The 16787-nt window shown below is 48.2% G+C and carries 14 protein-coding genes; 8 read left to right on the top strand and 6 right to left on the bottom strand.

Annotated features, from left to right (window positions below; all coding sequences use genetic code 11):
* Positions 1 to 2: 2 nt before the first annotated feature.
* Positions 3 to 431 (bottom strand): hypothetical protein, encoded by a 429-nt coding sequence (locus tag NC994_RS06025; protein WP_190413100.1) that lies wholly within the window; start codon positions 429 to 431, stop codon positions 3 to 5.
* Between the two features lie 1477 nt (positions 432 to 1908).
* On the opposite strand from NC994_RS06025, the gene NC994_RS06020 reads away from it, so the two are divergent.
* The 3 genes from NC994_RS06020 to NC994_RS06010 all read left to right on the top strand — a co-directional run bounded on the left by NC994_RS06020 (position 1909) and on the right by NC994_RS06010 (position 6980).
* Positions 1909 to 3684: a S8 family peptidase gene (locus NC994_RS06020; RefSeq protein ID WP_190438738.1), complete on the top strand. Its 1776-nt coding sequence runs from the start codon at positions 1909 to 1911 to the stop codon at positions 3682 to 3684.
* On the top strand, positions 3681 to 3911 hold the full coding sequence (locus NC994_RS06015) for a hypothetical protein (protein WP_190413096.1): 231 nt from the start codon (positions 3681 to 3683) through the stop codon (positions 3909 to 3911). Before NC994_RS06020 ends, NC994_RS06015 begins: the two co-directional genes overlap by 4 nt.
* Positions 3912 to 4430: 519 nt before the next feature.
* Positions 4431 to 6980, top strand: a complete 2550-nt coding sequence (locus NC994_RS06010) for a CHAT domain-containing protein (RefSeq protein ID WP_190438659.1) — start codon at positions 4431 to 4433, stop codon at positions 6978 to 6980.
* 109 nt (positions 6981 to 7089) lie between these two features.
* Here NC994_RS06010 and NC994_RS06005 read toward each other — a convergent pair whose 3' ends face one another.
* Positions 7090 to 7779 (bottom strand): hypothetical protein, encoded by a 690-nt coding sequence (locus NC994_RS06005; protein WP_190413092.1) that lies wholly within the window; start codon positions 7777 to 7779, stop codon positions 7090 to 7092.
* 372 nt (positions 7780 to 8151) lie between these two features.
* Here NC994_RS06005 and speA point away from each other — a divergent pair, with 372 nt between their 5' ends.
* Positions 8152 to 10209, top strand: coding sequence for a biosynthetic arginine decarboxylase (gene speA, locus NC994_RS06000; protein WP_339380229.1), 2058 nt, complete (start codon positions 8152 to 8154; stop codon positions 10207 to 10209).
* 73 nt (positions 10210 to 10282) lie between these two features.
* On the opposite strand, the gene NC994_RS05995 is transcribed toward speA, so the two are convergent.
* From NC994_RS05995 to NC994_RS05985, 3 genes are all read right to left on the bottom strand, one after another.
* A complete protein-coding gene (locus NC994_RS05995; protein WP_190413091.1) occupies positions 10283 to 11452 on the bottom strand; it encodes an NDP-sugar synthase in 1170 nt (389 codons plus the stop codon).
* Between the two features lie 199 nt (positions 11453 to 11651).
* Complete coding sequence (locus NC994_RS05990) at positions 11652 to 12464, bottom strand: ScpA family protein (protein ID WP_190438656.1); 813 nt, start codon at positions 12462 to 12464, stop codon at positions 11652 to 11654.
* A 35-nt stretch (positions 12465 to 12499) separates the two neighbouring features.
* Entirely contained in the window at positions 12500 to 12910 is a 411-nt protein-coding gene (locus tag NC994_RS05985) for a LapA family protein (RefSeq protein WP_190413090.1), read from the bottom strand.
* Between the two features lie 54 nt (positions 12911 to 12964).
* Here NC994_RS05985 and NC994_RS05980 point away from each other — a divergent pair, with 54 nt between their 5' ends.
* Entirely contained in the window at positions 12965 to 13096 is a 132-nt protein-coding gene (locus NC994_RS05980) for a hypothetical protein (RefSeq protein ID WP_277878341.1), read from the top strand.
* A gap of 197 nt (positions 13097 to 13293) precedes the next feature.
* On the opposite strand, the gene NC994_RS05975 is transcribed toward NC994_RS05980, so the two are convergent.
* Positions 13294 to 14379 carry an AI-2E family transporter gene (locus NC994_RS05975; RefSeq protein ID WP_190438655.1) on the bottom strand — a complete coding sequence of 362 codons (1086 nt, stop codon included), beginning with the start codon at positions 14377 to 14379 and terminating at the stop codon, positions 13294 to 13296.
* Between the two features lie 199 nt (positions 14380 to 14578).
* Between NC994_RS05975 and pdxH the strand changes: the two genes are divergently transcribed.
* From pdxH to NC994_RS05960, 3 genes are all read left to right on the top strand, one after another.
* Positions 14579 to 15223 carry a pyridoxamine 5'-phosphate oxidase gene (gene pdxH / locus NC994_RS05970; RefSeq protein ID WP_190438653.1) on the top strand — a complete coding sequence of 215 codons (645 nt, stop codon included), beginning with the start codon at positions 14579 to 14581 and terminating at the stop codon, positions 15221 to 15223.
* 391 nt (positions 15224 to 15614) lie between these two features.
* Positions 15615 to 16121 carry a hypothetical protein gene (locus NC994_RS05965; protein WP_190438650.1) on the top strand — a complete coding sequence of 169 codons (507 nt, stop codon included), beginning with the start codon at positions 15615 to 15617 and terminating at the stop codon, positions 16119 to 16121.
* A gap of 137 nt (positions 16122 to 16258) precedes the next feature.
* Positions 16259 to 16723 (top strand): translation initiation factor, encoded by a 465-nt coding sequence (locus NC994_RS05960; protein ID WP_190438645.1) that lies wholly within the window; start codon positions 16259 to 16261, stop codon positions 16721 to 16723.
* The last annotated feature ends 64 nt before the right edge of the window (positions 16724 to 16787 follow it).

Here is a 16787-nt window from a genome sequence, read left to right as displayed (position 1 = left end):
CGTTACACTTTCCCCTCTGCCAAGTTTTGTAATTCCTGCTGTAGAAAATTTCCCCATTCCGCTGCAAGGGGAATTTCAGTAAAGGGGATTTTCACTGAAGCGGCTGGTGCAAAGACAAATTCCAGCGAAGCGACACGACCTTTACTGGGCAGTGCTTCTAAATCAACGGGCTTGTCATCTACTAGCAGCCGAATCGCTTTAACATCCTTTAAGGAAAACGTTTGCACCTCCACTGGACCTTTTCGCGTCGGTTTTCCCCAGGTTAAAGTGCTGTCATTTTGAGCCAACACTGCATAGATATCGTACTTAGATCGCTCAAACTGCTGTGCCCAGACGCGATAAGCTTCAACTTTTTGATACTCATTCCAGCCTTGCCAAGCCAGCCAGATAAACGCTGCCAGTAGGGGCAGCCACAACAGACCTCTTTCCATTGTCGGATTTTCGCTCTTTAACTATTCTGATATCTTGCAGCCTAACAGACGATTGCATCTATCCTTGGTTAGCTCCCCTTCGGCTATCTGCTAAGTATAAATACTGGCTCTAGATTTGCCTAAAACCGTCGAAAGGTTTCTCCAGAAGCTTCCCGATGAGAGTAAATTGCCCAAAGGCTTGAATAAGGCTTTACCAATACTTACCAATACCAACAAAGTCCGCCCAGCTCTTTGAGAGGCGCTTCGCGCTTCGGAAACTCAATTTAGCCTGCCTCACTGGCTTTGTTTCGATAAAAGCTCTCACAACTTCCGCCCCTTTGTCCTGAACGAGGCATTACGCATAAGTCCCAGCTTGTTGTCTTCCTGATGCTTCTCCCGTACAGATGCGCCCTTGGGTTCTCAGTTTGAGGGTGAAGTATTCGTGCCTTGTACAAGTCACTTCAACCCAAATCTTTCTGCGCCAATGCTTTACCCCTACATGATTTCAACAGAGGCGGGTAATGCATCGTTCTTCTGAAGAGGGGTAAAAGGGTTGGTGTAGCCGAAACTACCAGTATCGGTAGGTATTTTGGCGCTCATTACGCTGCACCCAGTTTCTAGCTGCGATCGAGATCACAAAGCTGGAAACAGCCAGTCACATTTTGTGAGCCAATCCCATCACTCAAACTTGGGGATTTCAAGCAAATATTTGCAGCAATAATGTCACATTTCACTATAGGTTTTTATCACTAGAGAATCTTAATAAAACCTTCATAATTAAAAACATCGAATTCAACAAACTAAGATGCAATCTCACATTTATCTACCTCAAGTCATTATCGAACAAGTGATTTATCAAATATTTACTATTAGTCGAATTTTTCGTATGGCTCAACCAAAGTTGATGTTAACGTTATCCTCTAAGTATTTAATTAATATAAGATTTTAATTGAAAATTATTTGATGTTATTCAGTTTACAGCACTGAATAATAGATCTGATTTAAAAAAAATAATTTCATCATAAGTATTTCAAAACGATAAAAATTTTATGAGTCATCTACTACTAAAATGTACAGGAATATTCATCTTTATATTTGGGTTACAATTGCTCAATATTCAATTGAACTTTAGCATCAGAACTCCCAATAATACTACACAAAATCAAACCTACGAACCCCCAAATCTAGGATTCTCGGACGATAATAGTCAAGGCGCAGGAACCCGCTAACGACAAGAGAATGCCTCCCTCACCTCAAACTGAGTATTAAATAGACGCTCATCGGCTGAAAACCCACAAGTCCTTCAGTAAGAGTAAAAATAGGGTTCTTTCGCTTCAAGAGAACTTTTGCCACAAGCAGCCTGATTCGTATCGCTTATTACTGCAAACGAGCGGTATTACTCCAACAAACAAAAATTAATAACTAAAAACTAAATACACCACGGGGCAGATGCATGAGTTATCGTGGGGAGAAACTGGCGCTCACAAGACGGGTGAATATGAGAAAGCTTTTGATAGCGTGCTTGTTTTTATTGGGGGTAGGTTTTGCCCTGTTTAACTTCAAAGGACTGGCAGCACAAGGTGAGTTTGACTCGATTGTGCTGGATTTCCGCGAAGACGTACCAGCAGAAGTGGTGCAAGAACAGGTGCGATCGCTTGGCGCTCAGTATAACAGCGAATTTTCCGAGTCAGATCAGTTGTATATCATTAAAGGCGATCGCAACCTGCTGAAAACTCTAAAAAAATCGCCTTTAGCCAAAAAAACTGAATATATTGAACCGAATTATGTCTACAAAGCTCTGGAAGTCCCCAACGACCCAGAGTACAGCAAACAGTGGAACCTACGGAGTATCAACGTAGAATCTGCTTGGGACGAAACCAAAGGCGCAGGGATGACAGTTGCCGTCATTGACACCGGCATCAGTCGCGTTCCGGACCTGAAAGATACCAAGTTTGTCCAAGGCTACGACTTTGTTAACAACCGAGACCAAGCAGACGACGACAACGGGCACGGCACCCACGTTGGCGGTACTGTTGCCCAAGCCACCAATAATGGCTATGGCGTCGCGGGTATTGCTTACGAAGCCAGCCTTATGCCTTTGAAAGTGTTGAGTGCAGAAGGCGGTGGCACCGTTGCCGATATTGCTGAAGCCATCAAATTTGCTGCCGATAACGGTGCTGATGTCATTAACATGAGCTTGGGCGGTGGTGGCGAAAGTCAGGTAATGCAAGAAGCGATTGATTATGCCTACAACAAAGGCGTCGTCATCGTAGCCGCAGCAGGAAACTCTAATGAGAATTCTGCCTCCTACCCAGCTCGATATCCCCACGTTATCGGTGTTTCAGCAATTGATTCTGCCGGTGAAAAAGCCTTTTACTCCAGCTATGGTGCTGGTGTGGATATCTCAGCCCCTGGTGGTGCAATCACCGAAGAAAATCCATCGGGTGGGATTCTGCAAGAGACCATTAGTTATGACGAAAACGGGAAGCTCATCCCCACTTTTGCTGCCTTCCAAGGCACCAGTATGGCGTCTCCCCACGTTGCCGGTGTCGCCGCTTTAGTGAAAGCCTCTGGCGTAACCGAACCGGAGGAAGTATTGGGTGTCCTCAAAAAGTCGGCACGGGTAATTTCAGATGACGCTCTCAACTACTTTGGGGCTGGTCATCTCGATGCTTCTGCGGCTGTAAAACTGGCGGTACGCGGGCAAATTACCTTCCGCGACTTCTTCCGCTGGTTGCGCGATAATGGCTATCTCAATCCTCGCTTCTGGATTGATGGCGGTGCGGTGGCACTGTTACCTAAGATTGCGATGGTATTAGGTTCTTATGTCCTTGCCTGGTTCTTGCGGAATTATTTCCCCTTTGGCTGGAGTTGGTCGCTAACCAGCGGTTTAGTTGCCGGGAGTTCTGGATTATTCTTCCTGCGCGGCTTCTATATTTTCGATCTTCCTCAGTGGCCTTTCCGGATGATGGGCAGTTCGATTCCCGAACTGGGCAATACGATTCAAGGCAGTGGTTTATTGAATCCCATCTTCGCCAGCGTGTTGATTCCTTTTGCATTAATCGCCTTGCTACTGGGACACCGCAGTTGGAAGTGGTTTGCGATCGGCTCGACCTTGGGCGTGGCATCCTGTTTATTAGTGAGTGCCGTAGCAGATCCGGCAATGTTGTGGTTAGGTCATGGCGCGATCGCTAAGATATTCCTAATTACTAATGCCCTCCTGTGTATCGGACTCGCCTATTTATCCAGCAAAGGAGAAGGGCAAACAGCATGAGCATCAGCGTAGAAGGCACTATCGAACGCAAGGGACTTGGTCCAGGCACCTGGGCGCTAGTCACACAAGAGGGTGAAACCTACGAACTCCACAAAGCTCCAGAAGATTTACGCAAATCGGGACTCAAAGTGAAAGTCAAAGGTGAGGTGCGAAAGGACGTGATGACCTTCGCGATGATTGGCCCGGTTCTAGAAGTTAAATCTTTTGAGGAAGTCAGTTCGGATTAGCCATGAGCGATTAGCGGTTGGTCATTCGCTGTTAACGAATGACCAACCGCTAATCTGCCTTCTGCTTCTCGTTATTTCTAGCACAGTGGCTCTCCCATCGCGGGGTTGAGGGATGGAAATGCCAAGCAACTTGTGTCAGTTCCCCCCTAACCCGCCTTTGAAGCCGGGAGAAATCCAGAAAGTCTTACACCGCCTAACGAACCGAAAAAAAAATCCCCGGCTCAAACCGGTGAGCCAGGGGATGTCAATCAGGGTGCATCTACCAATCTACTCTTCTAAAGGATTCCTCAACTATCCGGATTAAGTTGGGGTAAATTTAACGATTAAATTAGAATAAATAGAAATTTTCTCTCCCTTTCCCGGAATCCATCAACGGCATCAGCGTTCAAGAAAACGAAACTGCCCTTCATGGAAACTTTAAGTAACTTGAATCTATCTAGGAAGAAAGGGAAACAGTTCCTCCTCCAGGTAAGAAAAGCAGCTAGAAGGTTCTAACTGAAGCAGGAGTGCATAGTAGCAGTGGCTCAGGAATTTCATATCTCTGTAAATCCCTTAGGGGAAAGTAAATATTGGGTGCGGACAGAATGGGTTGCCGCACCGGGTGCCGTCCCATTTGCCGAAGAGCAGGTAACGTGGCAAGTGGAGGATTGGTTAGCTCAGGCGAAGCACCTGATGAATGACCCTTTGCTGATGGCTTTGTCTCCTAGCGATATTTCTCGATCGGGTTCCCCGACCCGAGAAGCCACCCAATCTTCTCTGAACTTGGTGGCGCTGGGGCAGCAGATGTACGATGCTTTATTCCAAGGGACGCTGCGAGATAGTTGGATGATCGCGCAAGCGATCGCTCAAGATCGGCAAGAAGTATTGCGGCTGCGCTTGGGATTAAAAGATAGTCGCTTACTGAGCTTACCTTGGGAAGTATTGCACGATGGCGATCGCCCGTTGGCAACTGGAACCGATGTTGCCTTCTCCCGCTACCAGATGAGTACAAGGTTGAGAAGTCCCACCGTTTCGTTAGGTTCTGGGTCAAATCAACCGGCGGTGCGAATCTTGATGGCGATCGCTGCCCCCAACGACCAGGAAAGTTTGGCGCTCAAACAAGAAGTCAGCCACCTGCAAGCAGAACTGAGTCACCGTTCCCGGAATGGCTTACCCGAAATTCAACTCACTGTTCTGGAGCAACCCGGTACGGAGCAGCTGACCCACGAGCTGGAACAAGGTCAATATCAAGTTTTCCATTATGCAGGTCATAGCGACCAAGGAGCCTACGGCGGCAATCTCTACCTCGTGAGCCGCCAAACCGGGCTGACGGAGATGTTAAGCGGAGATGACTTAGCGGGGTTGCTCGTCAATAACGGCATCCAGCTCGCAGTGTTTAACTCCTGTCGGGGCGCTCATACCGCCGCTTCAGCTCCCAGCGACGGTGCCGCAGAGGGAAATTTGGCAGAAGCGCTGGTCAAACGCGGTATCAAGAGCGTGCTGGCGATGGCAGAACGCATTCCGGATCAAGTCGCTTTGACCTTGGCACGGCGGTTTTACGGCAATCTGAATCAAGGTTATCCGATTGACCTCAGCCTGAGTCGAGCGCGGCAAAGTTTAATTTCTACTTACGGTTCTCGCCAGCTTTACTGGGCTTTACCGATCCTCTATCTTCACCCGGAATTTGACGGTTACTTGACACCAGGTCATCATGCCATCAATGCCAAAGCAGAGCGACTTCAGTTGCCTGACGCTTCTGGGGCAGACATTGCTTGGGGAGGAATGCTGAATCCTCTCTCTAGGGAGGAAGAAGCGGTATTCACGGCACCGCCGACTGGATCTCGATCCGGTTTCTTAACCACCGACGAGGCTTTAGACTCCTTAGAGGATGACTTCTACGGGGATGACGATCCCGACTGGACCGATCCGGTTGATGATTTGGAGTATGACGATATTGGCTACGAAGACGACTCGGCTTTGGTTGCGGATCTGTTTCGCCAGCTAAAGCCTGAAGTAGCAGCAGAGACACAGAGGGAAACAGAGGTAGACCAGACAAGGGACAGACATGTAGAAAGAGAAAATCAGACAACGATCGCCGCTCACCCGCTCAGCGAGTCGAAAATACCCCCCCAACCTGTCGCCGCAGCGATCGCTGCTGAGTCAGCACCGAAAAACGCGGGATCGGGAGAATCGCTACTGGGATATGCCGCCGGGAACCCCCGGCTGCGATTTTGGCAGCGTGATGAAGGGAAGAAGGGACAGCGACGAGTCAAGCGTGCCCCACTGATTTTGCTGGCGTTAGGCTCGACGATGGCGATCGCGCTTTTGGGTTTCTGGTTCTTGCAACGTCGTCCGCAACCTTCAGACTTGTTGTTCTCTCAGGAGAATACCTCAACCTCACTTCCGGCGCTCCCTAGCCCCAATCTCAAAAATGTCAATCTCCAGAAAGCCAATACCCCGACTGTCACGGCGATCGCCATTGAACAATTCAGTCAAAATAACTTATCCGCCGCCGGGGTGGCTGTAGAAGAATTGCTGAACCGAGGAGCGTTACAGCAAGCCCAAGGAGCGCTTGACAACGTTAACAAACAGAAAATCGATGACCCAGCCATCAGCTTCCTGAGAGGGCGTCTGGCGTGGCAGTCTGTTCAAACTGGCAGCAAGGATTACAGTTTGGATGATGCCCGTCGATTTTGGGAGCAAGCGGTCAAAAAGCAACCTAAGTCTGCTAAATATTTGAATGCCTTAGGGTTTGCCTATTACTTAGAAGGGAATCTCGATCGTGCTAATCAAATTTGGTTTGATGCTTTTTACTTGATAGAAGAAAAGCAGGCTACTGTTGCTGGCTCGGTTGCCCAACAAGAAGCTTTGACAACTTATGCCGGATTAGCAATTGGGCTGACCAAATTAGCTGCATCTCAACCTGCTGATAAGCAAGCAAAACTTTTGGATGAAGCCCGGAAGCTCCGACAAAAGGCGATCTCAGAAGACCCGGTTAACTTCCAACCGGAAGCCCTGAGTAAAAACTGGCTCTGGACAGAAAAAGCAATTAAAGATTGGCGATCGCTACTTTCGACAAGTCAAAAGTAATTCCCGAAAAAACATTTACTTGCACGTTGAATTTTAGTAATTAGTAAAAAAAATTGAGTTTTGAATTAAGGATTTTTTTCTAACTCAAAACTCAAAACTTTTATACTAATTACTTTTTGAGCAACGCAGAGAGAGACTGTCGCTTTCGCAGATCCATAATTTCTGCCAGACTATCCTCGCCCCAATCCAGAGGATGATTTTCTTCTGGAGGTACCACTGTTACCTCAGTCATCCCATAATTTGTCATCATTAGGGGCACTTCTTGAGGTTTAGAGAAGCCTTCTGCCGGTTGTGGCGGCATGGGACGACGCTTTTGCTTTTGAGTCGGGCGGCGTTGTTTTTTGCGGACGCTTGCAGTCGGCTTTGATCGTTTGAGAGATTTACGCTGCGGTGAACGACTCAGGTTTAGCGCTATCAAAAGCGTTCCAGTGACAAAGCCCAAGGCGATCGCACCATACAACCACCGTGGCACTTCCTGTTGCTTTCGAGCTTCCGGAACTTCCGGAACCGCTGTAAAACCTGGCAATGGGGTTCCAGATGGCTGACTGGTTGTGAAGCTTGGCAGTAGTGATGTTTCTGGTTCTGGAACCGTCGTTTCGGCAGGCATCGGTTCAACAGATTTAGATTCCTCCTGCTCGATGGGGCCTGTACTAAATAGACCTAGCGCTGCTACTGCTGCGATGGTAATCATGGACGCCCACAAACCGCCCCAAAAGGCGAGTGGGTACTTCTGAACCATCTGGTACAGGAAAACAAGGCTAAAGCGCTGTATAGGAGGCTTATCGGGCTGATTGAGCATTGAACGCCCTCAACTAGCACGGCTGATTGATATTGGGTAATTTATATCAAAGTTTTATCAAATTTTGAAAAACTCGGTATAACTCACTAGAGGCAGATTTTAGCAAAAATTGCCTGCGATCTTCCAAAAAAGAAAATATAGTAACCCGGACAAAGAGATGATTGTGGCAGCCAAGAACCAGAGATTTTGGAGATTTCAGAGTTCTCAAAGCAGAGAATTACTTATCCCCAATCCCCAAATACAAATTTTGGTAACAATGGGATTAAGCAGACATCCAACCGCAGGTACTGATTCAAGACAAGACACCTGCCTATGATAAATGAATGCGATAGACTAGCTACTCGACAGGGCACAGGGAGGATAGATAAAAAAATGGGCGAGCAGTTTACGCCTGCAATTGAAGAAGAGCCATCAGAAGAAGAAATTGTGGCACAAAGTTCATCGAATCGCCGTGGCACCTCCGGTGCCCTTGCCCGGAGAAATGCAGGACGGGAAAAACATGATATGGCTTTAACTCGGCTAAGCCGTGAAAGCTTGCCCCAATCCTGGTCAATAGAAAACAGTGAGAACCTGTATCGGATTGAAGGTTGGGGTCAACCGTACTTTTCGATTAATGCAGCCGGTCACGTTACAGTTTCTCCCAAGGGAGAGCGCGGTGGGTCTCTAGATTTATTTGAACTGGTCAACGCCCTGAAGCAGCGCAATCTGGGGCTACCACTGCTGATTCGCTTTTCAGATATTTTAGAAGACCGGATTGAGCGATTAAATGCTTGTTTTGCGAAAGCGATCGCGCGTTACAACTATTCCGGTACTTACAAAGGCGTCTTTCCGGTCAAGTGCAACCAGCAGCGGCACTTGGTTGAGGATTTGGTGCGGTTTGGTAAACCCCATCAGTTTGGCTTGGAAGCTGGCTCGAAGCCAGAGATGATGATTGCTTTGGCAATGTTGGATACGCCTGGGGCATTACTCATCTGCAATGGCTATAAAGACCGAGAATACATCGAAACGGCGATGTTAGCGTCTCGACTGGGGCAAACGCCGCTGATCGTTTTAGAGCAGGTTGAAGAAGTACAGCTGTGTATTGAAGCCAGCCGTCAGTTGGGCATTAAGCCAATTTTGGGCATCCGGGCAAAGCTGAGTACCCAAGGCGTGGGACGCTGGGGAGGATCTACGGGCGATCGCGCTAAATTTGGTTTGACCATTCCCGAAATCATTCACGCGGTCAACGAATTACGAGACGCTGACTTGCTGGATTCGCTGCAATTGTTGCACTTCCACATTGGCTCTCAGATTTCTGCGATCAACGTCATCAAAGATGCCATCCAAGAAGCTAGCCGGATTTACGTCGAGTTAGCCAAGCTGGGGGCTGACATGAAATATCTCGATGTCGGCGGCGGTTTGGGCGTGGATTACGACGGCTCTCAAACCAATTTCTATGCTTCCAAAAATTACAATATGCAGAACTATGCCAACGATATCGTGGCAGAGTTGAAGGAAGCTTGTGCCGAACACCAGTTACCCGTTCCCACACTGATTAGCGAGAGTGGGAGAGCGATCGCTTCCCATCAGTCGGTGCTGATTTTTGATGTTCTCGGCACCAGCGATGTCCCATCTGGGGCACCCGAACCCCCAAAAGAGGGTGAATCTCCGATTATTAATTACCTCTGGGAAACCTACCAATCTATAAACGAAGAGAATTTCCAAGAGCTATACCACGACGCCGCTCAATTCAAAGAAGAAGCCATCAGCCGATTTAATTTGGGGATTTTGCGCCTCACCGAACGAGCCAGAGCCGAGCGTCTTTACTGGGCTTGTTGTGAAAAAATTCTAGCGATTACCAGGAAGCAGGAATACGTTCCCGACGAACTGGAAGACCTAGAAAAAATTATGGCTTCCATCTACTATATCAACCTGTCTGTCTTCCAATCAGCGCCGGATTGTTGGGCAATTGACCAGCTGTTTCCCATCATGCCGATTCATCGGCTGGATGAGGAACCAACACGGCGGGGAATTTTGGCAGACCTCACCTGCGACAGCGATGGCAAAATCGATCGGTTTATCGACCTCAGAGATGTCAAGTCGGTTTTAGAACTGCATACGCTGAAGCCTGACGAACCCTACTACCTGGGGATGTTCTTGAATGGAGCTTACCAGGAAATTATGGGCAATCTGCACAACTTGTTTGGCGATACCAACACGATTCACATTCATTTGACGCCCAAGGCTTACAGGATTGAACATGTCGTCAAAGGTGACACCATGAAGGAAGTCTTGGGTTACGTACAGTACGATTCTGAGGATCTGATTGAGCAGATTCGTCGGCTATGCGAACAAGCGCTTATGGATAAGCGCATTACCATTCAGGAATCCCAGCGATTGCTGCAAAACTACGAGCAGAGTCTCAGTCGGTACACTTATCTGTCGTCCTGATGGGTAATGAGAAATGGGTAGAGAATCCACTTGTGACCCACTACCCATTTCCCAATGACCGCTGACCGATGATTTAAATCGCTTCCATCCCTAGCAGATCGGCGATCGCTTGCCGTTCTGCTGGCGGATTAGAGGGCAGAACTTGACGAGCATCGTTAATCAGCCAATCGAGGGCGGCGGCTTGGACATCAATCGTGGCACCTGTCTTATCCACGCAGTAACGTCCGAACACCAGCTTATCGACTAAGCGCACTCCTGGGCCTAGGCGGGAGTATTCAAAAATCACGCTATTTTCCACCTTGGCACCGCTGCACACCCAGCAATTGGGTCCGATGTAGGTGGGACCGACAATCTTGGCTCCATCTTCAATGCGTGTCATGGCACCAATGTAGACTGGGCCTGTGATGTCAACCTTGTCCCAGTTCACCGCTACATTTAATCCGGTATAAATACCGGGAGCCACTTTCTGTCCGGGAATTGCCACATTTTTGACTTCTCCCAGTAACACGCTGCGAATTGCCTGCCAGTAGTCTGGCACTTTGCCAATATCCACCCACTGGAAGTCCATCGGGATTCCGTAGAAAGGCGCACCCATTTCTACCAGTTTGGGGAATAACTGACCCCCGATATCGTACTCCTCGCCAGAAGGGATGTAATTTAAGATTTCTGGCTCGAAAATATAAATCCCGGTATTGATATTGGTGCTGAGCGCTTCCTCCACTGATGGTTTTTCTTGGAAGGCTTTGATTCGTCCCTCTTCATCGGTGACGACGACTCCATAACTGGAAACCTCATTCTGTGGCACTGATTTCATCACAATCGTCGCGATCGAGCCTTTTTCTTTGTGCCACTTCACCGCTGCGGTCAGATCCAAATCGATCAACGCATCTCCGCACAGCACCACAAAGGTGTCATCAAAAAACGGAGAAAAATCTTGGATGCGACGCATCCCGCCAGCAGAACCGACCGCTTCGCCGATCAAGTCGCCATTTTCTTCAATCCGGCCTTCAAAGGAATAGCCAATTTGCACCCCAAAACGCTGACCATCCCGGAAATAGCTTTCAATCTCGTTAGCAAGGTGGCTGACATTGACCATGATCTGGTCAAACCCATGCTGCCTGAGTAGTTCCACCAAGAACTCCATCACTGGTTTTTGCAGAATGGGAATTAAAGGTTTGGGAATGGTGTAGGTAATCGGACGAACGCGGGTACCTTTACCAGCCGCCAGAATCATGGCTTTCATGAATATTTTTTCCTCAACCTAGGCCACTTTGTTTTCGTGCAATTTAGCTGTATCCCATCCCTTCACTGGAGGCAAGGGATGGCTGGTCAAATATTTTAGTCGATTGACCTTGTCGATATTCTAGATGTTTCTCACCCTAGCGTTTAATCAACATACCGGCAGGAACTGAATGCGCCCCTGTTACAGTACAGAATCATCGCTACAGCGTTCGGATTTTTAGGTCTTGGTAGAACTCCTCTTGGGCTAACTCTACCTTAGACTGAGCAGACAGGAGTAACAGCGCCCAAAAAACTCCCACTCGGTCATTGTGTTTCGGCGCAGTCTCCACCTCTTCAGGCAATTGATGCGCGTTTAACGGTGCTGACCGTTGTTTTACCCCTGCCCATAACTCTAACAGCTGGTCTAATTCCAGCCAATCCTGACCGGGGGACATTTGGGACCAATGACTGCTCAAAAACCGATCTAGGTGAGCTGCGGTTTCGGTCAGATTTTCTTGGTGAGCGAGGGCAGCGATCGCGCGGGCGGTTTGGGAACGAGACTGGGAACGGTAACTTGGGTCTTTAATCGCGTTTGGGCCAGCAGGTTTTTCTTCCAGTACCGTGGCTATTTGCTGTAGCTGTTCGATTAATTCGTGTAGGGTTACGCGACGAGTTTGGGGAGGCATTGCTGTCCCTCGGCGTCGCAAATGGCGCTCCAACCGCGTTGGCAATTGTCTGGGATCGGCGGCGGTGTCGTCCAGCTCGTCCTCAGTGGGTTCGAGATTGTCTGGGAGCGATTGCGAAAACAGGGTATCCGCCTTGAGCAATACCAGCATGGACGCATACAGAAACGCCTGCCCGGATTGGGACAGCTCTACTTCAAATGTGCCAGAGAGCTTCTCCCCAGCTTTCTCCAATTCCAATAAACATCGATCGATCGCCTCAATCACTTGGACATCCCAAGGGTCGATTTCTCCCCGCTGAGCCAAATCGATTAAAAGGGCGATCGCTTCCTGGGCTGGGCCAATGGTCATCGGCATAAACTCAAGCTCAAATGAAGCTAAATTGATTAGGCAAGGGATTCCTGTTCTTTTGCTGCCGCGAGACTTGCTAGCTTCCCTCCAACTACCTCTGTGTTTTCAGTCTGGAGGGTCGCGTTTAAGGGCAGACTTTGTCTCTCTTCAATTTCTGCCTTGTAGTGTTCAATATTTTCCTCTAATTCTTGGATGCGCTCGTCTTTGGCACGCATCTGACGCAATTGTTTTCCAGATTCTAGACTTCGCAGCAACCGCGCCCAGATACTAAAAATCCACGCTAAGACAGCTCCAAGACCCATCGCCAGAATCAGTTCAATACACAAGGGCGCTTGTACTTCGACACCTTGAACAATTTGAATGGCGGCAGGTTCGGTATTTTCTAAGCTGAATAAAACTAGCGCTAGTAACACCGCGAAGATCAGCAAAAAATTAATCTGTCGCATCAATGAACTCCTAAACAATGCAGATCCCTTGCCAATTTTACAAGGAAGAACGAGATGAATTCCCTATTTAAGGATGAGAAGGATTTGAGTCTCACCTATCCTACTCTACGTCTACGCCAAGTGCATACACTCGCCAGTTTTGAGAAAATCTTGAACCCAAAAGGGGTACCTGTTAATGTTGTCTGAGTGCAAGAGCGATCGCGCTTATTTCGTATGACAAGTAGAAGCCGATTTCTCCTCATCGAACAACAATAAAAGTTTTGGAATGGCACACACCAACCAATATTGGGGATCGTGCAGAATCTTTTTTGAGTTGCCAAGCGCATCTTTGCTTGGTTTGTAGTGCTGATAGCTTTTAGGGCGGTATTTATTCTGATAATCCTTCAGATGTCATTAGGGTTTCGGGAAACCGTCTCTGTCGTCACAACTGAAGGCTGACGCAAAAGGCGGAGGGTATCGATAGTGTCCTTAATCGTACCCGCGAGGGGCACGGACACGAGAACTCCCAACAGTCCCGCTATCTGACCTCCGATCAATAAAGCGATAAAGATCCAGATTGGATTAAGTCCGGTGAAATCGCCCATTAACTTAGGAGCAAGGACGTTATCTTTGATCTGCTGCATGAAAATCGATGCGATCGCGACCCAAACGGCTAACCAAAAATCTTGCAGCATCACCAAAAGCGTCACCATCCCAATCCCCAAGGTGGCACCGATAAAGGGAATGAGTTCGGCAACCCCAATTAACAAACCAAACAAGAGCGCAAACGGCAGGTTCAGAGTCAAAAAGATTGGCGTCAGCGTTGCCATCATAAACAGTCCTAGGAGGACTTGCGTAATGAAAAAATTCTGAAAGTTTAGCCGCAGGGATTCGCTCAACGGCAGACCGATCTGAGACGGAAGGAGATTAAACAAACCCTTCCACAAGCGATCGCCATACAGCAACATATAAAACGCCAGCACCACCACAAACACGACATCGATTAATCCTGTCAACGTCCCTAGTGCCACGCCAAACGCCTGACTTGCTAGAGCTTGCGCTTGGTTTTCGATCCGAAAACTGACGCGACGGCTAAACCCTTTGAGATCCAAAGGCAAACGACGAGTTTTTGTCCAGGCGTCCAACTGATCTAAATTTTGATTGCTTGCCTCTAACCAATCTGGAATATTTTTGAACAGTTGAGTCGTTTGATCTACCAATATCGGGACAAGAGTCACGCCCAAAATGACAAGCACCGCTAAAGTCACCACCAAAACGATAATTACCGCCTGTGTCCGTTTGAAGCGAATCTGCTCTAACACCCGCACCGGGTAATTGAGTAAAAAAGCCAGAATTGCCGAAATGGTGAGGATGGTAATTAAATGCTCAAAATAGCGAAATATCTGGGACAGAACCCAGATATTTAAAGCCACAATCGGGCCGGTCAAACCGAGAATCAGCAGGCGTTGAAGATTGGCTGAACGGCGCATCGCACTCACAACCTGTAGCAGTGGCTCCCTGGGTACTCGTAGAACGACTGGCTAGACTTTACACTCTAACCCATAGCCAGTCTAAAGTCTAAAGTCTATGAATATAGCCGCAAGCGATAAATTTTTTTGTAGGATGTATGAAAACTGGGGTCAAGCAAGACTTTAAAATACTTAAATTAGGGATTGAAAAAATATAAAGATGGATACAAGCGTAGCCGATCTGCGTAAAAATTACACCCGATTTGGACTGAGCAAAGCGGATAGCGACCCCAATCCCTTTCAACAATTTAAAACCTGGTTTGACCAAGCACGGGCAGCTGAGCTTCTCGAACCCAATGCCATGACTGTTGCGACCGTTGGGGCTGATGGCAAGCCTAGCGCCAGAATGGTGTTGCTCAAGGACTTCGACGAACAAGGCTTTGTGTTCTACACGAACTACGAGAGTCAAAAATCACAACAACTTCTCGTCAATCCGTGGGCGTCCTTAGTCTTCTGGTGGGCGGAACTGGAACGCCAAGTGCGGATTGAGGGGCAAGTGGAGAAGGTTTCAGATGCTGAATCAGAAGCTTATTTTCACAGCCGTCCGCTCTTAAGCCAATTGGGGGCTTGGGCTTCGCAGCAAAGCCAAGTCATTGAAAACCGCGAGATACTTGAGCAACGCTTGCAGGAACTCAAAGAGCAATATGAAAATCGGGAAATTCCTCGACCGCCCCATTGGGGAGGCTTTCGAGTCATTCCTACAACAATTGAGTTTTGGCAGGGGCGTCCGAGTCGGCTGCACGATCGCTTGCACTATCGACGTGGTGACGATGGCAACTGGGTAATTGAGCGATTATCACCTTAAGAAAGAATACTTTCAGAAAGCCCATAAAAAGAGGCAAACCCTATCTTTATAAGCAATGCTTATAAGCAATACGTAGGGCTAATTTTTGTGTATTTCTCCTTTCTTCCGAAGCTGACCGAGTTGGTAAATGGCTGTCGTGTCTATTCCTCTTGGATGAAGCCTTTACTCAAAATTCTATCCAGAGCTGTAGGGAATTATTCTTAACTTGCCTCATGATTGGGTGGAAACAAAAACACTGACTTGTGCTGTTGTCGGTCAGCGGTAAATACTCAATTTCTAAACTTGTTGTTGGAAATTTATTGAAGAAAAAAGTGTTTTTGGAATAGTGCAAGTTTTCCTCATGAGTGCGTCATAACAAGACATCCTGTAACGGAGGGAGAACAGGAAATTGATGAATACAATAGCCCCACAGCGTCAAAGATTTTTACGCCCAATGGCGCTGCTGCTTTCAGCGTTACTAATGGTTCCGTTTTTAAATGCTTGCGGTGAGTCGCAGACTAACACTCCACCGCCACCTGTTGACGATACGCGGGGTGGAACAGTGACAAATCCTCCCCCCACCAACCAACCCCAAGCCAAGAAAGGATTATCAACGGGTCAGAAAGTGGCAATCACTTTGGCGGGAGCGGCGGCACTTTACTATCTTTACAACAAGAATAAGAACAAGCAACAGCAGGGGGCGCAGGGGAAATACTACCTTTCTAAGAACGGTCGTGTCTACTACCGGGATGCCCAAAATCGGCCTCACTGGGTAACGCCGCCACCCGGAGGAATTCAAGTTTCGGAAGAGGAGGCACGGCAGTATCGTGACTTCCAGGGCTATAACAACAGACCCACAGGGCGCGACCTGAGGGGACTGGCTGAAGCTGATGCCCCGGTTCCGGTTCCAGCACAGTAAGCGCTGCTATCTCTGGGTTGCAGATATGCGATCGCCGGACCAGCTATAAAAACGCCAAGATCCACAACGGCAATGAGGAATCAATCTGTACTCTCTACATAGCCGTTTCACACAGTAATTGAAAAAGGAGACAAATCATGGTAGATGGGTTTATCAGAAAGATGCAGGATGCCTTGCTTGGTAACGACCAAGACGCGACCAACTACGACGATCGGGAAGTCCGCCCCGCCAGCGAAGATCCCTTTGGCGATCCGGCAGAATATGGGCAGTATGGCGATGTGCGCCCCGCGAGTGAAGATCCCTTTGGCGATCCTGGCTACCAAGGGCAGTTTGGTGATGTCCGTCCCGCTAGCGAAGATCCCTACGGCGATCCAGGAAATTATGGGCAGTTTGGCGATGTTCGTCCCGCCAGCGAAGATCCCTACGGCGATCCGGCAGACTACCAAGGGCAGTTCGGACAAGGGCAGTTTGGAGATGTCCGTCCTGCAAGCGAAGATCCCTACGGCGATCCAGCAGATTACCAAGGGCAGTTCGGAGATGTTCGTCCCGCAAGCGAAGATCCTTACGGCGATCCGGCAGACCAGGAAAGTAGCGGCTGGTAAGCTAAAGCTCTTAGCAACTAGAAGTTGCACACAATCGTAAAAAAGCAAGTAAAAAGGCAGTAAC

The sequence above is a fragment of the Trichocoleus sp. AS-A1 genome, assembly GCF_039962015.1.
Classification (GTDB): Bacteria; Cyanobacteriota; Cyanobacteriia; order Cyanobacteriales; family FACHB-T130; genus FACHB-T130.
This window is presented reverse-complemented; position numbering and strand designations above follow the sequence as displayed.